Source organism: Curtobacterium subtropicum (assembly GCF_030362975.1).
GTDB lineage: Bacteria > Actinomycetota > Actinomycetes > Actinomycetales > Microbacteriaceae > Curtobacterium > Curtobacterium subtropicum.
The window spans coordinates 208,923-230,858 of the sequence record NZ_JAUCMM010000003.1 but is presented as its reverse complement, the minus strand read 5'-3'; the positions used below and the strand labels follow the sequence as shown (position 1 = coordinate 230,858).

Genomic DNA, 21,936 nt, shown 5'->3' with positions numbered 1-21,936 from the left:
GCGCTTCCCGACACGGTTCCCTGCGGTGCGCGGCCTCGACGGGGTTCGCCGGCCGGGCCCCACGGTAGGGGGCGCTGGCCACGACCACCACGCGACCTGGTGAACCGCGCAGGACGGATGCGCGTTCGGACGTCGGCCGCTCAGGCGATGAGGACCTCGACCCCCGCCGCGGCGATCTGCTCGAGCGCCTCCCGCGGGGCGTGCTCGTCGGTCACCAGGACGGACACGTCACCGATGTCGGCCATCCGCGCCATCGTCTGCCGTCCGACCTTCGACCCGTCGCACACGACGACCACCCGGTCGGCGTGCGTCACCATCACGCCGTTCGTCCGCGCCTCGGTGTCGTCGTGCGTCGTGACGCCGCCGGCGGCGCTGATGCCGTCCGTGCCGAGGAACGCCGTCGTCACCTTGAACGCGGAGAACGCCGCCTCGGCCAGGGGTCCGACCGCCTCGAGCGAGGTCGCGCGGAGCGTCCCACCGGTCAGGATCGTCTTCACCCGGGGGCTGCGCGAGACCTCCAGCGCGATCGTGACGGCGTTCGTGATCACGGTGAGGCCGTTCCGGTCGCCGAGTGCCCGGACGACCTCCATCGTCGTGGTCCCGCCGCTGACCGCGACGGCCTGGCGTCCGGACGGCAGGAGTCGTGCGGCGAGCCGACCGACCGCGCGCTTGGCGGCGTCGGCCTCGGACGCCCGCATCACGACCGGCAACTCGGGGAGCACGCCGACGGCCTCGACCCGGCCGTAGCTGCGACGGACGAGTCCACGCGCCTCGAGCTCGCTGAGGTCGCGCCGGACCGTGGCCGCGGAGACACCGCAGGCGCGGATGAGCTCGTCCGTCGTCGTCGAGCCCTGCTCGCGCACCCGCTCGAGGATGTCCCGCATGCGGTCCCGCCGCTTGCGGCCGACGTCCGGAGAGTCGTTGTCCATGGACCCATCATGCGCCAGAACGATCACTGCGAATGACCGGAGTGATCGTTACGGCAGCGGAACTGATCGGTCGTTGCCGACACTGAGACCGGACGCGGCGCCGCACGGTGCCGCGTCGGCAGCGCCGCCGACCGCGGCGCACGCACCAGGAGAACCACGTGAACCCCATCACTGCGCTCGTCGCTCGCCACCGTGCCGGATCCGGTGAGGGCATGTACTCGGTCTGCTCGGCGAACCCCTACGTGCTGCGGGCCTCGATGCGCCAGGCGCTCGAGGACGACGCGCCCCTGCTCGTCGAGGCGACCTCGAACCAGGTCGACCAGTTCGGCGGCTACACCGGCATGACCCCGGAGGACTTCCGCGCGGCGGTGCTCGACCTCGCCGAGACCGAGGGCTTCCCGGCCGACCGGTTGATCCTCGGCGGGGACCACCTCGGCCCGAACACGTGGCAGGACCGCCCGGCTGCCGAGGCCATGCCGCTCGCCGTCGACCTCGTCCGCGCGTACGTCGCCGCCGGCTACACGAAGATCCACCTCGACTGCAGCATGCCGCTGCAGGGCGAGACCGCTCCGCTGACCGACGCGGTCGTCGCCGAGCGGGCCGCGGTGCTGCTCGCCGCCGCGGAGGCCGCCGCCACCGACGCCGGGATCGACCGCGACGGCATCGTCTACGTCATCGGCACCGAGGTCCCGACCCCCGGCGGGGCGAAGGAGACGCTCCACGACCTCGTGCCGACCCCGGCTACGGCTGCGGTCGGCACGCTCGACGTGCACCGCGCCGCGTTCGCGCGCGCCGGGCTCGCCGACGTCTGGCCGCGCGTCGTCGCCCTCGTCGTGCAGCCCGCGGTGGAGTTCGACCACCTGCAGGTCATCGACTACGTCCCGGAGGCCACGGCCGCCCTGCAGGAGGTCATCGAGGCGACGCCCGGGCTCGTGTACGAGGCGCACTCGACCGACTACCAGACGCCCGAGGCGCTCCGTGCCCTGGTCGACGACCACTGGGCGGTGCTCAAGGTCGGTCCCGGTCTGACCTTCGGACTCCGCGAGGGCCTGTTCGCCCTCGACGCCCTCGAGTCGGAGCTCGTGCCGGAGGGCTCCGCCACCGACCTGCGTGGCGTGGTCGAGCGCCGCATGCTCGCGGAGCCGGGTCGGTGGGAGCGCTACTACGAGGGCGACGAGCACGAGCAGCGCATCGCCCGCACCTACAGCTACAGCGACCGCATGCGCTACTACTGGCCGGACCCGGAGATCACCGCCGCGACCGAGGCGCTCCTGCGGAGCCTCGACGAGGTCGGCATCCCGCTGCCCCTGCTGAGCCAGCACCTGCCCCTGCAGTACGAGCGGGTCCGCGAGGGCCTGCTGCCGAACCGCGCCGAGGACATCGTGCTCGACCGGGTCCGCGACGTCCTGCGCCCGTACTCCGCAGCCGTCGCCCCGCGCGAGCGTCTCGCCGACGCGGTCGCCACCACCACCAGCAAGGAGTCCCTGTGACCACGACCGCCCCCGTCCGCGCCGATGAGACCGCGACCCACCGCGAGATCCTGCAGCAGCCCGACAGCTGGCAGCGCCTCGTCGCGTCGCTCGACGACCGCCGTGCCGAGCTCGACGCCTTCCTGCAGCCGCTGCTCGCCGACCCGGAGCTGCGCATCGTGCTCACCGGGGCCGGCACCTCGGCCTTCGTCGGGGACATCGCGAGCGTCGACCTGCGCCGGCACCTCGGCCGTCGCGTCGAGTCGATCGCCACGACCGACGTCGTCGCCGACCCGCACGGGTCGCTCGGTGCTCCGGGCCGTGTGCTCCTGGTCTCCTTCGCCCGCTCGGGGAACAGCCCGGAGAGCGTCGCGGCGACCCGGGTCGTCGACGACGTCGCGCCGGACACGCACCACCTGGTCGTCACGTGCGACCCCTCGGGATCCCTCGCCCGCGAGCACCGTGGGCAGGACCGGTCCTTCGTCCTCGAGATGCCGCCGGAGACGAACGACACCGGCTTCGCGATGACGTCGAGCTTCTCCACGATGCTGCTGGCCGTGCTCCTGGCCTTCCGGCCGGAGCTCGCGTCCGGCACCGGCGCGCTGGTCGCGGCGGCACGGACGATCGCCGGCCTGGAGGCGCGGATCGCCTCGCTCGCGGAGGGCACCGAACGCGTCGTCTACCTGGGCAGCGGTGCGCTGCAGGGCCTGGCCCGCGAGTCGGCACTGAAGCTGCTCGAGCTCACCGCCGGCGGGGTCGTGTCGTTCTTCGACACTCCGCTCGGCTTCCGGCACGGTCCGAAGGCCGTCGCGGGTACGCACACCCTGGTGATCGTCTACGGCTCGGCCGACCCGTACACGGCGCGGTACGACGCGGACATCCTCCGCGAGCTCCGCGGGGACGGGGCCGTCCGGGTCGTCTCGGTCGGCGGCGACGCGGACGACGAGCGTTCCTTCCCGCTCGACGACCTGGCGGGCCTCGACGACGCACTCCGCAGTGTCGCCCTGGTCGGCTTCGCCCAGCTCCTCGCCCTCGCGACGTCGGTCGCACACGGCTGCACGCCGGACAACCCGTTCCCGGGCGGCACGGTCAACCGCGTCGTGCAGGGCGTGACCATCCACGACCACCGCGAGGGAGCGGTACGGCCATGACCGTCTTCCTCGGCATGGACGGCGGCGGCACCAAGACCGCGTTCCTGCTCACCGACGGCGAGGGCACCACGCTCGCCGAGTCGCGGCAGCCGACCTGTTCCTGGTTCGACGCGGGGACCGGGCTCGTCGGCGACGTCGTCCGTGCGGGAGTCGACGCGGTGACCGCGGCGGCCGGCATCACCCCGGCGGACATCACCTCCGCGTACTTCGGCATCCCCGGACACGGGGAGTCGAGTCGGGACACCCCCGTGCTCGACGCCCTCCCCGCGTCGGTGCTCGGACACGACCGGTACTCCTGCGGCAACGACATGCTCGGCGGCTGGGCCGGCTCCCTGGCCGGTCGTGACGGCGTGAACGTCATCGCCGGCACCGGCTCGATGGCCTACGGCGAGCGCGACGGCAGCGCCCACCGCGTCGGTGGCTGGAGCGAGGTGTTCGGCGACGAGGGCTCCGCGTACTGGGTCGCCGTGCAGGGGCTCAACGCGTTCTCGCGGATGGCGGACGGCCGGCTCCCCCGGGGCCCGCTGCACGCACTCGTGCGTGAGCGGGTCGGGGTGACCGAGGACCTCGACCTGATCGGCGTCGTCATGGAGGAGTGGGGGGCGGACCGCGGCACCGTCGCCGACCTGGCGAAGGTGGTCGTCGCGGCCGCCGACGCCGGCGACGCGGCCGCCGCCGACGTCCTGCGCCGTGCCGCGGCCGAACTCACGACCCTCGTCGTCACGACCGTCCGCGCGCTCGACTTCCCCGCGGACGAGCCCGTACCCGTGTCGTACTCGGGCGGGCTCTTCCGGGCGCCGCTGGTCCGCGAGGAGTTCGCCGCCGCCTTGCACGCGCAGGACGCGACCCTCGAGCTCGTCGAGCCCCGCCACGACCCGACCGTCGGCAGCGTCCTGGTCGCGATGCGCCGGGCCGGAGCACCGATCCCCGAGCGGTTCGCGGCGGACGTGCTCGCGGCGACCAGCTCCAGCGCCGCCGCACGCTGACACCGCGCACCGACACCACGCACCGACACCACGCACCGACACCACGAGGAGCCCCGCAGTTGCAGTTCACGTTCGAGTTCGACGGCCTCCGGGTCCCCGCGAACGTCTCCGGAGCACCCCGTCGAACGGCGGACGGGTGGATCGTCCCGGCGGGTCCCGTCGCGCTGCTCCACCCGTTCGGTGCCGCAGCCGAGTTCTACCGGCACGGCTGGAACTCGTGGAGCCCGAGCGGGTGGACGCGTGTCGACGGCGACACCATCGGCATCAAGGACAGCCCCGAACGGCTGCTCACCGCCGACGACGCAGCGAACGAGACACCGCACGCGCACTCCGGCAGCGCCGTGGGCGCGGTGACCGGTCCGGACGGCGGCACGCTGCTCGTCGGGGCGCTCGGCCTCGGCACCCCGCGGGTCGGCGCCGACGGCAACGTCCTGTGGGCTCGGAGCGAGCACGACGACGCGGAGTGGTTCGTCGCGTACGGCGCCGAGCAGGACGTCTTCGCCGCCTACGCCGACCGGGTCACCGAGCGGCTCGGCCGTCGGAGCGCCCGCGCCGGCACCGTGTGGAGCAGCTGGTACTCGTACTACGAGGACATCACCGAGGACCGGATCGCGCGTGCGGCCGCGGACCTCGAGGGGTACCCGGTCGACGTCTTCCAGATGGACGACGGGTGGGAGCCGGTCGTCGGCGACTGGACGGCCGGGCCGGACTTCCCGAGCGGGATGGCGGCGACCGCCCGGACCGTCGCGCGCCACGGCTTCCGCCCGGGCATCTGGCTCGCGCCGCTGATCGCGCTGCCCGGTTCGACGATCGCCACCGAGCGCCCCGACCTGCTCGTGGCCGGCGACGACGGCCGCCCGCTCGTCACCGGACACAACTGGGGATCGCACTACCACTCGCTCGACACGACGCACCCGGAGGTGCTCGACCACCTCCGCGGGGTCTTCGACCGGATCACCGCGGACGGCTACAGCTACCTGAAGCTCGACTTCATGTACGCCGGCGCCGTCGGCGGACACCGACACGTCGACCTGCCCCGCGAGCAGGTCTACCGTCGGGCGATCGAGCACGTCCGGACCACCGTCGGCGACGACGTGTACCTGCTCGGGTGCGGGGTCCCGATGATCCCCTCGGTCGGGGTGTTCGACGGCGCCCGCGTCGGCCCGGACGTCGCGCCGTTCTGGGACAACGCCGAACGGGTGGGCGACCCGTCCGGCGAGGGCGCCCGCAACGCGCTGGTCTCCTCGGTCAACCGGGTGTGGATGCGGCGGCTGTACGAGGTGGATCCCGACTCGGTCTACTTCCGGAGCGGACGGAACCTGCTCGGGCCGGACGAGCGTGGGGCGCTGCAGGACACCGCGGCGGTCCTCGGGTTCCGGTCGACGTCCGACCCCGTCGACTGGCTGCGGCCGGAGGAGCGTGCCGAGGCCGCGGACTGGCTCGGCGGGACCGCGGTGGTCGAGCAGCTCGGCCGGTACGTCTTCCGTGTCGACGACCGGGTGGTCGACCTCACCCCGTACGTCACCGGCGAGCGGGCGGTCGACGCAGCGTCGTTCATCGGCTGACCGACCGGCGTGCGGCCGGAACGGCTCCTGGCGGCCGTCGTCTCAGACGGTGACGACCACCTTGCCGGCGATCCGACCGGCCGCACCCTCGGCGTGCAGCGCCGGGAGCTCCGCCAGCGGGATGCGGCGGGTTACCTCGACGGTCAGCTGTCCTGCGTCGACGAGCCCGACGAGCTCGGCAAGTCGCTCGCGGTTCGGCAGGACGAACACCGTCGCGGCCCGGACGCCCCGGGTCGCGTCGTCCGGTGTCGCCATGAACGCCGTGGTGCTGACCACGGTCCCGCCGTCGCGGACCGCCGCGACGAGTGCCTCGAAGCGCTCCGGCTCGATCGGCGCGAGGTTGAGCAGCACGTCGACCGGTTCGTCGAGCGCCGCGAGGACGTCCGTCGTGGTGTGGTCGACGACCTGCTGGGCGCCTGCGGCGCGGACCGCGTCGGCGCTCCGCGGGCTCGCGGTGGCGACCACGTGCACACCGGCGCGGACCGCGAGCTGGACCGCGTACTTCCCGACCACACCGCCGGCGCCGTTGACCAGCACGCGCTGGCCCGCCTCGAGGTGACCCTCGTCGAACAGGGCCTGCCATGCGGTCAGCGCCACGGACGGCAGTGCCGCGGCGTCCGCCAGCGGGACGCTCGTCGGGGCGGTGACCAGTGCCTCCGCGGGCGAGACGACGTACTCGGCGGCACCGCCGTCGCGCTCCATCGGCAGGAACCCGACGACCGCGTCGCCGACGGCGAGGCCCTCGACGCCCGCGCCCAGCGCGGCGACCGTGCCGGAGACGTCGTAGCCGGGCACGTGCGGCAGCTGGACCGGGATCGGCAGGAACCCGCCGCGCATGCCGTTGTCGGCGGCGTTGTAGGCCGAGGCCGCGACCTGCACCAGGACCTCACCCGCACCGGGCTCGGGGCGCTCGACGTCCTCGATCCGCAGGACCTCCGGTCCGCCGACCTCGTGGAACCGGACCGCCTGCATCGTGTTCTCGTTCATGGTCTTCCCCTTCGTGACGTGCTTCGAATTCGAAGCGATGAGGCGACCGTACACCTACTTCGAGTTCGAAGCAACGGGTAGGATCGATCCATGATCACTCCCCCGTCGGCACTCACCCGGACCCAGCTCGACGCGTACCTGTCGTTCACCGAGGTCGCGGCGCTGCTCCGCCCCGCGGTCGAGCAGCAGCTCCGGGAGGCCGGCGAACTCAGCTACGTCCAGTTCCAGCTGCTGGCGCGGCTGGGCGATGCGCCGGACGGGCGGCTGCGGATGACGGACCTGGCGGACGGGGTCGTCTACAGCCGCAGTGGGCTGACGTACCAGGCGCAGGTGCTCGAGCAGCGCGGGCTCGTCACGCGGGGGCCGTCACCGGACGACGAGCGGAGCACCATCGTCTCCCTGACGGATGCCGGCCGTGACACCCTCGCGGCCGTCTTCCCCGGCCACATCGCGACCGTGCACGGGCTGCTGTTCGCGCAGATCAGCGATGACGACGCTTCGGCGCTGGCGGACGTCCTCGGGCGGGTCAGCGGGCACCTGCGGCAGCACCCGCCACGATCCGCTGGTCGAGGGCGGCGGAAGGCGACGCCGCCCACTGGTTGAGCGGCCAGGACAGCGCCAGCACCGTGACGACCGAGACGATCGCGACGAGTGGCACCCACCAGAAGCGCAGCCCCTTCCGGCGACGGGCGAGCCCGCCCCACAGCGGCAGCACGATGCTCGCACCCCCCGCGAGGAGGAAGCCGACGGAGATCGCCTGCTGCGCGCCCTGCGAACACGTCCCCGCTCCCCCGCAGGGCGTGTAAACCATCAACGAGAACTGGTAGAGGAACCAGACGACGGCCGCAGTGACGAGCGCCGCGACGTTCAACAGCGCGAAGGCCACGTCCTGCGCTGGAGAGGTGGTCACCTCGTTCCTCGGCATGTTCATCCTCCGCTCGTTCATCCTCCGCTCGGGCTATGTGCCGATCACGTGGAGCGCGCCCACAGCGATCAGCACGACGCCGCCGAGCACCGCCACGAGGCTCCCGATGATCACGGCCAGACGTCGGTCCCTGTCCATCCCCATGCCCCGAGCGTAGGAGACGTTCCGTCGGCATCCGGTCACCGGCGCCGCGGGACCATCTCCGGACGGGAGGCGCAGGGCGGCCTGGCACCGTGCCTCCCGTCCGCCGATGCAAGCCATCGCCCGGTCCCCGGTCCGGCCGGGCCGCCGCGCACCCGAGAACGAGTTGGCCCCGGCGCACCGAGCGCGCAAAGAGCCGAAGACCCTTCGGCGAACGCCGGGACCGAGCGCCGAACCGCTCCCGAGGAACAGCAGAACCCCCGGCCGGAGCCGGGGGTTCTGGGTGGCGGTACCGGTGGGATTTGAACCCACGGTGGAGTTGCCCCCACACATGTTTTCGAGACATGATCCTTCGGCCGCTCGGACACGGTACCGGGAAAGAGTTTACACGACTCCGGCGGTGCTCACGACCACCGGCGGGCCTCCTCCCCCTGCACAGCCCGCACCTCCACAGCACCCATCCACCGGCGAGCTCCGGTAGAGCCCGGGATGAGCGGGGCCGCGTACGGTCTCCGGCATGAAGACCCGCACGCTCGTCGCCCTGCTCACCTCCGTCATCGGTGGTCTCGCCGTCGTGGGTGGCGGCGCGTTCGGAGCTCGCGCAGGGATCCGGGGCCAGCGTGCGGCGTCCCAGCGCGTGGTGGACATGCTGCCCGTGCACGCTGACTGGTGGCGCGAGCGCCTGCAGCACGAGGGCCAGCTGACGTACCTCGCGATCGGCGACTCAGCGGCACAGGGCGTCGGCGCGACCGCCCCGGGCCGTGGGTACGTCGGACTCCTCGCGCGGCGCATCCGCCACCGTTCGCGCATGTCGGTGCGGGTGGTGAACCTCAGTGTCTCGGGTGCGACGACGTGGGGCGCGAAGCAGGACCAGCTCCCGAAGCTTCGTCAGTACTCGCCGGACATCTGCACGGTGTCGATCGGCGCGAACGACATCGCCGACTTCCACCCGGACAAGTTCGAGCGGAACATCCGGGCGATCTACAGCGCCGTGCCGTCGCACGCGATCGTCGCCGAGCTGCCCTGCATGTTCGTGCCGGACCGGGAGCGCAAGGTCGCGGTGGCGAACGAGATCGTGCACCGTGTCGCAGCCGAGCTCGGACTGACGGTGGCGCCGCTCCACGTCATCACGAAGCGGGTCGGGCTCCGCCGGACCTTCTTCAACAGCTACGGCGACCTGTTCCACCCGAACGACCGCGGCTACGAGATCTGGGCGAGCGCCTTCGAGCCAGCGGTGGATGCGCGAGTCGACATGGTCGCAGCCATCCGGCACTACCTGTCCGCACGCGAGGCAGAGGACCTGGGACGCGAAGCAGGCGCGGTCGCGAGCGCGCGTGCCGAGCAGGACGTCGAGCACGCGGTGGAGCTCGACCACGGCGAACGCCCGGGTCGCGTGGAGCGCCTGCGCCAGCGGATGACCGGCGGAATCCCGCTGCCGGAGCAGGCTCACAGCCAGGACCAGACACCCCAACACGACCAGGACGACGCACGGGACGGACACGCGCCGCGGCACCGCGGTGTCGGCGGGGCGCTCTAGCCTCGAGCCATGGCGCGCACCCAGTCCCTCTACCGCTGCACCGAGTGCGGGTGGACCAGCATCAAGTGGGTCGGCCGCTGCGGTGAGTGCCAGGCGTGGGGCACTGTCGAGGACACCACCGCAGCCGCTGCGAGCTCGCGTGGGACCGCCGCGGTGTCCGTCGCCGGTACGCGGGTCGCCCGACCGATCACCGAGGCCCGAGGCACCGCCGCGCAGCGCTGGAACACCGGCATCGGCGAGTTCGACCGGGTCCTCGGCGGCGGCATCGTCCCCGGGGCCGCCGTTCTGCTGTCGGGAGAGCCGGGCGTGGGCAAGTCGACGCTGCTGCTCGAGGTCGCCTCGCGTGCGGCCGCGACCGGCAAGCGCGTCCTGTACGTCAGTGCCGAGGAGTCCGTGGACCAGGTGCGACTCCGCGCCGAGCGCACGAACGCCATGCACGACCAGCTCTACCTGGCGAGCGAGGTCGACCTCGGCGTCATCCTCGGGCAGATCGACCAGGTGCAGCCCGACCTGGTGATCGCCGACTCCGTGCAGACGATCTCGTCGAGCACGGTGGACGGCATCGCCGGTGGGACGTCCCAGGTGCGCGAGGTCGCCTCCACCCTGATCCGGGTGGCGAAGGAGCGGTCGCTCCCGGTCCTGATCGTCGGCCACGTCACGAAGGACGGCACGATCGCCGGTCCGCGGCTGCTCGAGCACCTGGTCGACGTCGTCTGCCACTTCGAGGGCGACCGGCAGACGGCGCTCCGGTTCGTCCGCGCCCTCAAGAACCGCTTCGGCCCGACCGACGAGGTCGGCTGCTTCGACATGGCCGGCGACGGCATCCACGAGGTCCCTGACCCGAGCGGCCTCTTCATGTCCCGCAACAGCACGCCGGTGTCCGGCACGTGCGTGACCGTCGCGCTCGAGGGACGCCGTGCGCTCCCGGTCGAGGTGCAGGCGCTCGTCGTGCCGAGCTCGGCGCCGCAACCGCGCCGTGTCGTGAACGGCGTCGACTCGTCACGCGTGGCGATGTTGCTCGCGGTGCTCGAACGACGTGCCGGCCTGAAGCTCTCCGACGCGGACGTCTACGTCTCGACGGTGGGCGGGATGAAGCTCACGGAGCCGGGCGCCGATCTGGCGATCGCGCTGGCCCTGGCGAGTGCGGCTCGCGACCGTCCGTACCCGCACACGCTCGCGGCGGTCGGTGAGATCAGCCTGGCGGGCGAGATCCGTCCGGCGACGGGTGCGAAGCAGCGGGCGAACGAGGCCTCGCGACTCGGGTTCACGACCGTGCTCGGTGCGGACGCCGAACACCTGCGCGAAGCGCTGCGCGTCGCGTTCTCGCTGACGCAGTCCGTGCGCGAACGCGAGCTCGACCGCGCGTTCTGACCCGCGGTCACGGAGCCGGCCGCCGGGAACGGTGCGCAACGCGGCGGAGGCGACCAGCACCTCCAGGCCGGAGCAGCGGCGGCCGACCGCGACGCCGGAGCAGCGGGGCGGACGATCGCGGCGAAGCGCGATTACGCGCGGAGCGCTGCCAGCAGGTCCGACGGTGTGGCCTGCATCGTGTGCGGCCCGGCGATGTCGAAGAACACGCCCTCGAGCGAGTCGAGGTGCGCGGCCAGGAACTCCTCGAGCCGCGGCCCGTCGTAGACCATGACCTGGCGGATCTTCTCGTCCGGCACCATCGCCGTGTAGGCGTCGGCGGACGAGAAGAGCAGCAGGATGCGCTTGTCCGAGCCCTCGCGCCCGAACACCCGGACCTGCATGTCCTTCTTGCCGGTGACGAGCCGGGGGACGATCACGATGTCGTTCCGCAGGGCGAACGCGACCGCGGCGACGTCCTGCTTCGCGAGGGCCTCCTCGAGCTGCTCGCTCCGGAAGCGCTGTTCCTTGTCTGCCATCGCCCCTAGTCCACCAGACTTCGACGCGGTGGGCGAACAGGAACGGCTGCGGGGCGGAGATGATGCACAGATGTGGGCGCTGCCTCTTCCATTGCAGCCACAGCACGGTAGGTTGGTCTCAACCGCTCCGGCGGGAGTCCATCGTTCTTCCGGTGCTCTGCACCTTCGAGCGCCATCGGTCACTGATCTTCCCAGGTCGCCTGGCCCCGAACCCGTCCCACCGGCCCATGCCCGCGGGACGCACTGATCTGACGACAACCGTCGGTGGATCGGCGGCAGCAAGAGCCGTCTCGCAAGACAGGCAACGAACGTGGCCTGGCAAGAAAGTTAAGGAAACGCCATCATGGCAACTGGCACCGTCAAGTGGTTCAACAACGAAAAGGGCTTCGGCTTCATCGCTCCGGACGACGGCAGCGCCGACGTCTTCGCGCACTTCTCCGCGATCGCTGGCAACGGCTACAAGTCGCTCGAGGAGAACCAGAAGGTGGAGTTCGAGATCACCGAGGGCCGCAAGGGCCCGCAGGCCGAGAACATCTCGGTCATCGGCTGACCTCAGCTGCTCGGAACGGGCTCGTCGTCTTCGGACGGCGGGCCCGTTCGCACGTCCGGGCTCGTTCAGGTGCTGACGCGGCCGTTCATGGCGAGCGATCGCATGCGCGCGGCGGAGATCACGCCACTTCTGGACAGGTCGCTAGACAACCTAGCGATGTGACGTACCGTTGTCCTATGACTTCCACGCACCACGGACCGGAAGACAGCGCGCAGCCGTTCGACATGCAGACGTTCCTCGACGACTTCATGACCGGACTCGAACCGGGGTCGGTCGAGGAACAGGCCTAGCCCTCGGCGCCCGCGCTGCTACTCGCTGCGGACGCCATCCGACCAGATGGTGTCACTGGCCGGCTCGAACAACCCGCGCTTCGCACGCTTCCGCAGCCCCTTGAGCGTCGCGATCTTCACCGGCTCGACGCCGCGGTCACGCTCGTACGCCGACTCCTGCACGATTCCCTGATCCGACACTCTGTCAGCATGACGCACAGTGGACCGCTCCGACGGCGAAGTGCGGTGATCGGACGACCGACGGGCGTGGCGCACGGCAACAGCTCTCAGTTCAGCACGAACTGCGCCGACTCCTTCGACTCCAGGTCCCCCACGGCCACCTGCAGGTGGTAGCTCGCCCCACCCCCGGGCACCGACGGCCGCGCACTGTCGCACGTGGTCGTCGACGAGCGCGTGCGGTCCCAGGCGATCGCCGGCGTGGTGAGCTCCTGCCCCGCCTTGATGGTGACGTCCTGGTTGGTCCCACCGGTCTGGCAGTCCTTCGACGACCAGTACTGCTCCTGACCGGAGCTGATCGTCAGGACCTGCTGCGCCGATCCGAGGTCCATGTGGCACGCGTCGGAGCCGGTGTTCTTGATCGACATGGCGATCTGCGGGTCCTCGGTCGGCCCGTAGGTGCTCTTGTCGAGGACCGGCGTCAGCTCGATCTGGTCCTTCGAGCACGTCTCCGCATCACCAGAGGACGACGCAGCAGCCGACGAGCCCGCGGACGGAGTGGCGGACGGCGACGTCGGGTCGTCCGCTCCGGATGAGGAGCCCGCAGCCGACCCTGCGTCATCGGCGGACGCAGAAGCCGACGACGACACCCCCGGCGCGGACGCCGACGACGCCCCGCTCCCCCGGCCCACCACGATCAGCACGACCACCACGACGACGAGCAGCAGCACGCCGGCGACGAGCGCACGACGACGCCAGTAGACGCTGGACGACTCGGGTCCGACGGGGTGACGGAACGACGACATGCGCACAGGGTAGGGCGAACCCGCCGCCTGGCGGCGAAGCGACGCCGCGGCACCCGCGAAAGCGTCAGACGATCCCCAGGTGACCGGCGATCAGAGGATCTTGAGCATGCGGGTGTTGCCGAGCGTGTTCGGCTTCACCCGGGCGAGGTCGAGGAACTCCGCGACCCCCTCGTCCGACGAGCGCACGAGTTCGGCGTAGACGTCCGGCGACACGACCTGCTCGCCGATCTCCAGGTAGCCGTGCTTCGCGAAGAACTCGACCTCGAACGTCAGGCAGAAGATGCGCGCGACACCGAGCTCCCGGGCGTCGTGCTCGAGCGCTTCGAGCATCCGGTGGCCGACGCGCTTGTGGATCCAGTCGGCGTCGAGGGCGAGCGTGCGGACCTCGGCGATGTCGTCCCAGAACACGGCGAGGGCGCCGCAGCCGATCGGCACACCATCAGGTCCCTCGGCGATCCGGAACTGCTGGATCGAGCCGTACAGCGCGACGTTCTCCTTGCCGAGCAGGATGCGCCGGTCGACGTACGGTGCGATGAGCCGCTGGATGTGCGGCACGTCCGACGCCAGGGCCGGACGCACCCGGATGCCGTGCTCGTCCCGCTCGTCGAACGCGTGCTTGCCGTGACCAGTCATCCCGTCGAGCATACGGCGCAGCAGCGGGGCACCGCCCAGAGGGCTGCACGGCGCAGCAGGAACGCCGCCGCCCGTCGAGCAAGCGGCGCAGCAGGGGGACACCGCCCTGGAGGGCCTCCAGCCACCGCGGCCTAGCGTCGATGCCGAACCCGAAGAGCACGACGAAACGAAGGAGCGAACATGCCCCAGATCATCGAGACCGTCGACGTCAACGTCCCCGTCCGCCAGGCCTACGACCAGTGGACCCGGTTCGAGGAGTTCCCGCACTTCCTCGACGAGGTCGAGAAGATCGTCCAGGTCGACGACAAGACCACCGACTGGACGGTCAAGGTCGCCGGTCAGGAGCGCGAGTTCCGCGCCGTCATCACCGAGCAGCACCCCGACGAGCGCGTCGCGTGGACCGTGAAGGACGGCGACGTCGACCACGCCGGCGTGGTGACCTTCCACAAGCTGTCCGACAACGAGACGCGCGTGACCGCGCAGATCGACTGGGAGCCCGCGGGCCTGCTCGAGAAGCTCGGCTCCGCCGTCGGCGTCGGCGGCCACGCCGTCAAGAAGGACCTGCAGAACTACAAGGAGCGCGTCGAGAACGCCCCGACCGAGCCGGGCTGGCGCGGCGACGTCCAGGCCTAGGACACAGAGCACGCTCTGACGGGCGCGCCCCGCTGAGCAGCAACGCGAAGCGTTGCGCGGGGCGCGCCGACTGAGCCTGCGAAGGAGGACGGTGCCAGCTGGCACCGCGCGTCCCGTCTGCACGCACCCGACGCACGCACACGTCCCGCTGGCAGGGTGGGCACCATGCAGCTCGTCCGCACCGCCGTCACCGGCACCGTGATCGCCACCGCCGGGAGCGTCGCCCTCGGGGCCGCCGCCGCACGCCGGCTCCTCCGCCCCGCACCCTTCGTGCCGCCGGAGTCCGAGCTGGTCTGGATCGACGCGCACGACGTCCCCGGCGACGAACCGGACGGCGTCGTCGGACGTACCCACGTCGTGCACGTGCACGGGCAGTCGCTCGGTCCGCAGCAGGTCCTCCGCGGCCTCCGGGTCTGGCGGGAGCTCGGCGCCTCGAACCAGGTGATCGACACCAGCGCGCTGCCGCTGCGGTCCCTCGACCCAGCCGCCGTCGACCGGGTCGCCGCCGCCGCGCACGCTGCCCGGGCACGCGGAGCCGAGCGCGTGGTGCTCCAGGGCTGGTCCGCCGGCGCCCTCGCCGCCTCCGCCGCCGCGGCACGCACACCGGTCGACGGGATCGTCGGGGTCGCGCCCCTGCTCGACGTCCGCTCAGCCCTGCGCGGCGCCGTGCGGACGGCCCGCTTCCCCGCGGCCGTCGGCGTCGTCGCCGGGCGCATCGCGACCACGCCGGGCCTCAGCCGACTGGCCGGTGTGCCCTACCCGCTGTCCGTGACGCGCTGGCAGGACGAGCGCACGCCGACGCTGCTGCTGCACTCGGCGGCAGACCCGCTCGTGGCCGCGACCGACGTCGCTGCACGGCGCGCACTCGGTGCCCGGGTCGAGACATTCACGCTCGCCCGGCACACGCTCGAGTGGAACGAGGACCCGGAGCGCTGGGAGCGTGCCGTCCGCGACTTCGCCGCGACGCTCGGCTGACCACAGCGGGCGAGGCACCCCCGGAACGAAGCGGGGCCCGGAACAAAGCGTGGCCCGGAACGAAACGTGGCCCCGGTCGGGGGGAGACCGGGGCCACGGACGTCCGACCTGTTGGGGGAACCAGCCGGACGCCGTCCGCGAGGTGTTGGGGGAACTCTCGCAGCAACAACGGTACCCCCCGGCCGGGGGTCGCGCCCGCCGCGCACGCCGGAACCCGCACACAGCATGGACAAGCCCAATCTCATCTCAGGCCGAGAACAAGTTGCAAGAGCAGCCCAGCATCGCCGTAGCAGTCCGGGGGGGGGGGGGGGAACGGTCGGTCTACCGTTCAGGCTGTCAGAGCGAGCCGAAGTTGTGCCGCGTCCTCAGCCGCAGGCAACAGGTAGTTGCGCCCCAACCACTCTACAGCGGGCACGCAAACGGCGTCCCCAAATCCCCACATCAACTCCGACTCAGAAAAACCAACCAGGTCAACTTCCGGAGCGCCCATCAACCTGCCGTACTCGCGGCCCGTCATCCAGCGGACCCGCACCTCAGTTCCCTCAATACGAACTAGGGCCTGGCGCGACGAGCCTCCGCGCGCCGTCCGGAGACACCCAGCTAGACCATCAGCGCGCACTTCCCACCTTGCGACTCCAGCACGCATTCGCCTATATGCGGCTCGAAAATGCACCCTTTCCGACTGTTGAAGCGAGTGCAATCGAGAAGCCTGCAAAGGCGACAGCGACTGGATGAAGCTTGCGACGCGATCCGCACGCCACCACTTGTCCGAGGAGCTAGGAAGATCATCGACGGCACTGGCCAGTCCATCGTCAAGCGCGGGCGGCAACGCAGGCAACTTGCGATGGTGCATCTTCAAGCTGGGGTCGGCAAAGAACGGGGCGAAAGCTGGCATTCGCAGACTGCTCTGCTCCCAAGGTTGCGGACCAAACTCATCGCGTTGCCCGAAGCCGGCTTCTCCTATGATGAACACACGCGGCCGAGACTGGGGAACGAAATGCCGTGCGTCTATCGACAGGAGGTCGACGGAGTAGCCAAGACCATTCAGCACACGAATTACCGTCCGGAGGTCCTTACCCTGCCGATTGGTGACCAGTCCAGACACGTTTTCGATTGCAACTACGTCTGGCCGACGGCGGCCGAGATGAGCTAGATTTCGCGCAAACGCCCAGAAAGCCGCGCTGCCGCCAACATGAATACCGCCGCCGGACCCGGCAACCGAGAGATCAGTACAAGGGAATGATGCCCAAGCTACTCTCACATCGGCTGGTATATCCGCGGCCGTTACATCTCTGAGGTCCCCCAGATGATAGGTGTGGTGCGGAGCGCCAACTTCGAAACGCGCCTCAAAAAGTCGACGCTTCTTCTCAGACAGATCGTTCGACCAGCTGACAGCAAAACCCGCAGCCTCGAGCCCCACCCGCGCCAAGCCGATGCCCGCGAAGTACTCTGCGACATGAATCTGCTTCGACGTCACGGTGACCACCTTCCTGCACCGTTGGCATCACCCACGAGCACGTCCATGATAGACGATGCTTGCGACAGTCGCGCCAGTCCGGGTCAACCACTAAGCTCGGAACGTGACACAAGGGGAGAGCATGAACGTCGACGTCGTCCCATTTACCTTCAGTTGGGCAGCCTTACGGTTGCTAGGATCGGGGCTCTACTCGAATCCTTGGAGTGCGCTGTCCGAACTGGTCGCGAACGGCTTTGACGCCTCCGCCACCACAGTTTGGGTTGACGTTGATGCTAGAGACAAAACCCACTCGGTCATCGACATCTTCGACGACGGCACCGGCATGGACCGAGCCGGGATTGATACATATGTCAAAGTAGGTCACAACAAGCGCGACGCAGCCGATTCGGGCGACGAGATGAATCGCTTGATGGGGCGGAAGGGCATCGGTAAATTAGCCGCTTTGTATCTCTCCGAGCGATTCTATCTCCGCACTCGGAATAACGACAGCGACACGTCCTGGATTCTCGAGGCTGGCGCGGGAACTGATCCTGAGGAACACCCCCATCTCACCCCGGTCGGCGACCTGCCACGCTCCGAGAACCTGGACTACTGGGAGAAGCTTCGAAGCGGTACCTTCCTCCGACTTCTTGACGTCGATTTGAGCGGCAACGGTGACAAAGCTATCGAGGCCTTCTCAATGCGCCTTGCGAACCAGTTCTCATTCGCCGACGCGCACGACAATCGCAGTATTCTTGTGCGCGTCAGGCGCGGCGACGCTCCTGGCGAGTACCGCCCGGCCGGCAAGGTGATCGCGTTCCGCAACCTCGCGTTTGCGGAGGCATCACCGGCGACTATCATGCCGATTCCGGCAGAGCTTCACCACGTGGGCAGCCTCGAGATTCCGGCAAAGCTACCTTCGGGCACGTATGTGCATACTCGCGAACAAGCAACGATGCCCACAAAGTCACTCGACACCAAGTTTAACACCGCGGATATCCCAGAGCTCGATGAGGAAAACGGCACCTACCGAGGGGTCCCCTACTCGCTTGAGGGGTGGATTGGCATCCACGCAACTATTGACCGCGAGCCCGCACAACGGAACGATTCGCGCTTCGCCAGGAATAGGTATTATAATCCCGCGCAGCTTAGGCTTTATGTGCACGGGAAGCTGGCTAGCGACCGCCTCCTCGCACAACTAGGAATCACGGGCACCTATTTGAATTATATCGAAGGAGAGATTCGATTTGAAATTCTCGACGACGATCGCCTGAAAGATATAGCGACCTCAAACCGGCAAGACTTCGACGAGACTGACCCACGAGTCACAATTCTTCGTGCTCTCGTTCGACCCGTTGTGCGGCGCCTGATGAACCGGCGTCAAGCGCTTGCAGCGAGAATAACTGAAGCTGAAAAGGCACACGAGAGCGAGGTTAACGCCCGAGGAAAGCAGGCATTTGCAGCTCAGCTCACTCAAGACCTCGAGCACTTCGATTCAATTCCTGAAGCGACGAAGCACGAGCTACACGCGGTGGTGACCAACAAGCTCGAGGGAGACGCACGGCCCAAAACAAAATACTCGGTCTTCCTATCTCACTCCAGTTCTGACGCGGCGTTCGCTAACCTGATCTACTTCCTCCTCGTCCACCAAGGCGCTTCGGACGACGAGATTTTTTACACTTCGAAACCGAACGACGTTCGTCAGTACAATGATTATGATGCGCTAAGCGAGGTAGTCAAGAGAAGCATCTCCGACGCTAATACCCTGATCTGCTATCTGACTAGTAAAAACTTCCGCGGCAGCGAATACTGCTTGTTCGAGGGCGGCGCAGGTTGGGCCACGCGGTCAGTTGCCCAGTACCTCAAGCTCAACATCGAATACTCAGCAATTCCTGCATTCTTGACGAACGGAAAGGTAGAATTCGCTCTCCTCGACAGGAATGGAACGATATCTCTTCGCCCGGACGTCTACAGCTATCTCGTTGAGTCAATTTTGAACCCCCTACTGCGCCACCTGAATGTTGGCCGGTCAATAGTCGGTACTGAGGAACTTCCCTTATTCGATGCCGTTACTTATCCGCCTCCTCTCGAACTCAAGCAGCAGGGGAAAACTGAGGCTGATTTCTACGACCCTGTCATCGTCTCCCACTGGAATGGTTACGTGCAGGACTTTCTGGGTGAATATCTGGAAGATTACTTAGGATCTGAACCCAAGAAATAGTGTCAGGCCTATAGCAAAAAGGACGGGAGGCGGGGGGGGCGGGGGGCCCGCGGCCCCCCCGCCTCCCGTCCGTCGTGTGGAGGAGTCCTAGGACTCGATCTCGCCCTGCGGGGTCTCCGCGGCCTCGACCGCGGCAGCCCCGGCGAGGACCTCCTCGCGACCCGGCTGACGCCCGGTCTCGAACTGGAACTTCCCCTCGGCGAAGTCGACCTTCACGTGGTCACCGGCGTTGAGCTCACCCTGCAGGATGTGCTCGGACAGCTGGTCCTCGACCTCGTGCTGCATCGCGCGACGCAGCGGACGAGCGCCGAGTGCCGGGTCGAAGCCGACCTTGATGAGCTGCTCCTTGGCGGCGAGCGTGAGCTCCACCGTCATGTCGCGGTCCAGCAGGCGGTCCGACAGGCGCTTCACGAACAGGTCCACGATCTGCAGCAGCTCGGACTGCGAGAGCTGCGGGAACACGATCGTGTCGTCGACACGGTTCAGGAACTCGGGCTTGAAGTGCTTCTTGAGCTCCTCGTTCACCTTCGAGCGCATGCGGTCGTAGCCGACGGCCGAGTCACCCTCGACCTGGAAGCCCACCGGGCCACCGGCGATGCCCTGCGAACCGAGGTTCGTGGTCATGATGATGACGGTGTTCTTGAAGTCGACCACGCGGCCCTGACCATCGGTCAGGCGACCCTCTTCGAGGACCTGCAGCAGCGAGTTGAAGATGTCCGGGTGGGCCTTCTCGATCTCGTCGAACAGGACCACGGAGAACGGCTTGCGGCGCACCTTCTCGGTGAGCTGGCCGCCCTCCTCGAACCCGACGAACCCGGGAGGAGCACCGAAGAGTCGCGACACCGTGTGCTTCTCGCCGAACTCCGACATGTCGAGGGAGATCAGCGCGCCCTCGTCGTCGAACAGGAACTCAGCGAGCGCCTTGGCGAGCTCGGTCTTCCCGACGCCCGTGGGCCCGGCGAAGATGAACGAGCCCGAGGGGCGGTTCGGGTCCTTGAGGCCGGCACGGGTGCGGCGGATGGTCTTCGAGAGGGCCGAGATGGCCTCCTCCTGTCCGATGACGCGCTCGTGCAGGGCCTTCTCCATGAAGACGAGACGCGAGGTCTCCTCCTCCGTGAGCTTGAACACCGGGATGCCCGTGGCCTGCGCCAGGACCTCGGCGATGATGCCCTCGTCGACGGTGCCGGACGCGGCGACGTCACCCGCACGCCACTGCTTCTCGAGGCGGAGCCGCTCGCCGAGGAGCTTCTTCTCCTCGTCGCGCAGGCTCGCGGCCTTCTCGAAGTCCTGCTCCTCGATGGCGGCTTCCTTCTGCCCGCGGACCGTCGAGATCTTCTCGTCGAACTCGCGGAGCTCCGGCGGCGCCGACAGGATCGACAGACGCAGACGGGCGCCGGCCTCGTCGATCAGGTCGATGGCCTTGTCCGGCAGGAAGCGGTCCTGCACGTAGCGGTCCGCCAGGTTCGCCGCGGCGACGATCGCGCCGTCGGTGATGGACACCTTGTGGAACGCCTCGTACTTGTCGCGGAGGCCCTTGAGGATGTTGATCGCGTGGGGCAGCGACGGCTCGTTGACCTGCACCGGCTGGAAGCGACGCTCGAGTGCGGCGTCCTTCTCGAAGTGCTTGCGGTACTCGTCGAGCGTGGTCGCACCGACCGTCTGCAGCTCACCGCGGGCGAGGAGCGGCTTGAGGATCGACGCGGCATCGATCGCACCTTCAGCAGCGCCGGCACCGACGAGCGTGTGGATCTCGTCGATGAAGACGATGATGTCGCCGCGGGTGCGGATCTCCTTCGTGACCTTCTTGAGGCGCTCCTCGAAGTCACCGCGGTAGCGGGACCCGGCGATGAGCGAGCCGAGGTCGAGCGAGTAGAGCTGCTTGTCCTTCAGCGTCTCCGGGACGTCGCCCTTGACGATGGCCTGGGCGAGGCCCTCGACGACCGCGGTCTTGCCGACGCCCGGCTCACCGATCAGGACAGGGTTGTTCTTGGAGCGGCGGGAGAGGATCTGCATGACCCGCTCCATCTCCTTCTCGCGCCCGATGACCGGGTCGAGCTTGGCGTCACGCGCGGCCTGGGTGAGGTTCCGACCGAACTGGTCGAGGACCTGCGAACCCTGCTGGGCGTTCTGCTGCTGCTCGCCGCCGACGGCGACCGCTTCCTTGCCCTGGTAACCGGACAGGAGCTGGATGACCTGCTGGCGGACGCGGTTGAGGTCCGCACCGAGCTTGACGAGGACCTGGGCGGCGACGCCCTCGCCCTCGCGGATCAGGCCGAGCAGGATGTGCTCGGTGCCGATGTAGTTGTGGCCGAGCTGCAGCGCCTCGCGCAGGGACAGCTCGAGCACCTTCTTGGCGCGCGGCGTGAACGGGATGTGCCCGGTCGGCTGCTGCTGGCCCTGCCCGATGATGTCCTGGACCTGCTCGCGGACGGCATCGAGCGAGATGCCGAGCGACTCCAGTGCCTTGGCGGCGACGCCCTCGCCCTCGTGGATGAGGCCGAGGAGGATGTGCTCGGTGCCGATGTAGTTGTGGTTGAGCATCTTCGCTTCTTCTTGAGCGAGGACGACAACACGACGGGCTCGGTCGGTGAATCTCTCGAACATGTGCTCTCCCTTGCCGGGCTCGTGGGAGCTCGGTGA

The 21,936-nt window shown here is 69.0% G+C and carries 20 protein-coding genes and 1 tRNA gene; 11 read left to right on the top strand and 10 right to left on the bottom strand.

The window, feature by feature from the left end; translation table 11 throughout:
* Nucleotides 1-140: 140 nt before the first annotated feature.
* Nucleotides 141-929, bottom strand: a complete 789-nt coding sequence (locus QUG98_RS06455; protein ID WP_289469777.1) for a DeoR/GlpR family DNA-binding transcription regulator — start codon at nt 927-929, stop codon at nt 141-143.
* 158 nt (nt 930-1,087) lie between these two features.
* On the opposite strand from QUG98_RS06455, the gene QUG98_RS06450 reads away from it, so the two are divergent.
* From QUG98_RS06450 to QUG98_RS06435, 4 genes are read left to right on the top strand one after another with little or no spacing between them, the layout of a single operon-like run.
* A complete protein-coding gene (locus QUG98_RS06450) occupies nt 1,088-2,419 on the top strand; it encodes a D-tagatose-bisphosphate aldolase, class II, non-catalytic subunit (protein ID WP_289469776.1) in 1,332 nt (443 codons plus the stop codon).
* Nucleotides 2,416-3,549 (top strand): SIS domain-containing protein, encoded by a 1,134-nt coding sequence (locus QUG98_RS06445; RefSeq protein ID WP_289469774.1) that lies wholly within the window; start codon nt 2,416-2,418, stop codon nt 3,547-3,549. Before QUG98_RS06450 ends, QUG98_RS06445 begins: the two co-directional genes overlap by 4 nt.
* On the top strand, nt 3,546-4,535 hold the full coding sequence (locus QUG98_RS06440) for an N-acetylglucosamine kinase (protein ID WP_289469773.1): 990 nt from the start codon (nt 3,546-3,548) through the stop codon (nt 4,533-4,535). Before QUG98_RS06445 ends, QUG98_RS06440 begins: the two co-directional genes overlap by 4 nt.
* Nucleotides 4,536-4,594: 59 nt before the next feature.
* On the top strand, nt 4,595-6,100 hold the full coding sequence (locus tag QUG98_RS06435; RefSeq protein ID WP_289469772.1) for a glycoside hydrolase family 36 protein: 1,506 nt from the start codon (nt 4,595-4,597) through the stop codon (nt 6,098-6,100).
* A 42-nt stretch (nt 6,101-6,142) separates the two neighbouring features.
* Here QUG98_RS06435 and QUG98_RS06430 read toward each other — a convergent pair whose 3' ends face one another.
* Nucleotides 6,143-7,072, bottom strand: coding sequence for an NADP-dependent oxidoreductase (locus tag QUG98_RS06430; RefSeq protein ID WP_289469952.1), 930 nt, complete (start codon nt 7,070-7,072; stop codon nt 6,143-6,145).
* Between the two features lie 105 nt (nt 7,073-7,177).
* On the opposite strand from QUG98_RS06430, the gene QUG98_RS06425 reads away from it, so the two are divergent.
* On the top strand, nt 7,178-7,690 hold the full coding sequence (locus QUG98_RS06425; RefSeq protein WP_289469771.1) for a MarR family winged helix-turn-helix transcriptional regulator: 513 nt from the start codon (nt 7,178-7,180) through the stop codon (nt 7,688-7,690).
* On the opposite strand, the gene QUG98_RS06420 is transcribed toward QUG98_RS06425, so the two are convergent.
* On the bottom strand, nt 7,614-8,018 hold the full coding sequence (locus tag QUG98_RS06420) for a hypothetical protein (RefSeq protein ID WP_289469770.1): 405 nt from the start codon (nt 8,016-8,018) through the stop codon (nt 7,614-7,616). The genes QUG98_RS06425 and QUG98_RS06420 overlap by 77 nt on opposite strands.
* 419 nt (nt 8,019-8,437) lie before the next feature.
* Nucleotides 8,438-8,527: transfer RNA gene (locus tag QUG98_RS06415), tRNA-Ser, on the bottom strand.
* A 143-nt stretch (nt 8,528-8,670) separates the two neighbouring features.
* On the opposite strand from QUG98_RS06415, the gene QUG98_RS06410 reads away from it, so the two are divergent.
* Nucleotides 8,671-9,690 (top strand): SGNH/GDSL hydrolase family protein, encoded by a 1,020-nt coding sequence (locus QUG98_RS06410; RefSeq protein ID WP_289469769.1) that lies wholly within the window; start codon nt 8,671-8,673, stop codon nt 9,688-9,690.
* A 9-nt stretch (nt 9,691-9,699) separates the two neighbouring features.
* On the top strand, nt 9,700-11,061 hold the full coding sequence (gene radA / locus QUG98_RS06405; protein WP_289469768.1) for a DNA repair protein RadA: 1,362 nt from the start codon (nt 9,700-9,702) through the stop codon (nt 11,059-11,061).
* Nucleotides 11,062-11,192: 131 nt separating this feature from the next.
* Here radA and QUG98_RS06400 read toward each other — a convergent pair whose 3' ends face one another.
* Nucleotides 11,193-11,576: an SseB family protein gene (locus QUG98_RS06400; protein WP_058729307.1), complete on the bottom strand. Its 384-nt coding sequence runs from the start codon at nt 11,574-11,576 to the stop codon at nt 11,193-11,195.
* Between the two features lie 343 nt (nt 11,577-11,919).
* Here QUG98_RS06400 and cspE point away from each other — a divergent pair, with 343 nt between their 5' ends.
* Nucleotides 11,920-12,126: a transcription antiterminator/RNA stability regulator CspE gene (gene cspE, locus QUG98_RS06395; protein WP_022904520.1), complete on the top strand. Its 207-nt coding sequence runs from the start codon at nt 11,920-11,922 to the stop codon at nt 12,124-12,126.
* 308 nt (nt 12,127-12,434) lie between these two features.
* Here cspE and QUG98_RS06390 read toward each other — a convergent pair whose 3' ends face one another.
* The 3 genes from QUG98_RS06390 to QUG98_RS06380 all read right to left on the bottom strand — a co-directional run bounded on the left by QUG98_RS06390 (nt 12,435) and on the right by QUG98_RS06380 (nt 14,011).
* Nucleotides 12,435-12,596 (bottom strand): hypothetical protein, encoded by a 162-nt coding sequence (locus QUG98_RS06390; protein ID WP_224442163.1) that lies wholly within the window; start codon nt 12,594-12,596, stop codon nt 12,435-12,437.
* Between the two features lie 86 nt (nt 12,597-12,682).
* Nucleotides 12,683-13,378 carry a hypothetical protein gene (locus QUG98_RS06385; RefSeq protein WP_289469767.1) on the bottom strand — a complete coding sequence of 232 codons (696 nt, stop codon included), beginning with the start codon at nt 13,376-13,378 and terminating at the stop codon, nt 12,683-12,685.
* A 90-nt stretch (nt 13,379-13,468) separates the two neighbouring features.
* Complete coding sequence (locus QUG98_RS06380) at nt 13,469-14,011, bottom strand: amino-acid N-acetyltransferase (RefSeq protein ID WP_111240573.1); 543 nt, start codon at nt 14,009-14,011, stop codon at nt 13,469-13,471.
* A 180-nt stretch (nt 14,012-14,191) separates the two neighbouring features.
* Between QUG98_RS06380 and QUG98_RS06375 the strand changes: the two genes are divergently transcribed.
* A complete protein-coding gene (locus tag QUG98_RS06375; RefSeq protein ID WP_289469765.1) occupies nt 14,192-14,644 on the top strand; it encodes an SRPBCC family protein in 453 nt (150 codons plus the stop codon).
* 165 nt (nt 14,645-14,809) lie between these two features.
* Nucleotides 14,810-15,619 (top strand): hypothetical protein, encoded by an 810-nt coding sequence (locus QUG98_RS06370; RefSeq protein ID WP_289469764.1) that lies wholly within the window; start codon nt 14,810-14,812, stop codon nt 15,617-15,619.
* Nucleotides 15,620-15,947: 328 nt separating this feature from the next.
* Here the strand turns inward: QUG98_RS06370 and QUG98_RS06365 are convergent, their stop codons facing one another.
* A complete protein-coding gene (locus tag QUG98_RS06365) occupies nt 15,948-17,096 on the bottom strand; it encodes a DNA cytosine methyltransferase (RefSeq protein WP_289469763.1) in 1,149 nt (382 codons plus the stop codon).
* 121 nt (nt 17,097-17,217) lie between these two features.
* Between QUG98_RS06365 and QUG98_RS06360 the strand changes: the two genes are divergently transcribed.
* Nucleotides 17,218-19,296, top strand: coding sequence for an ATP-binding protein (locus QUG98_RS06360; RefSeq protein ID WP_289469762.1), 2,079 nt, complete (start codon nt 17,218-17,220; stop codon nt 19,294-19,296).
* 87 nt (nt 19,297-19,383) lie between these two features.
* Here the strand turns inward: QUG98_RS06360 and QUG98_RS06355 are convergent, their stop codons facing one another.
* The gene (locus QUG98_RS06355) at nt 19,384-21,900 is read right to left on the bottom strand and encodes an ATP-dependent Clp protease ATP-binding subunit (RefSeq protein ID WP_058749393.1); all 2,517 of its coding nucleotides are present in this window, start codon (nt 21,898-21,900) and stop codon (nt 19,384-19,386) included.
* Nucleotides 21,901-21,936 lie beyond the last annotated feature (36 nt).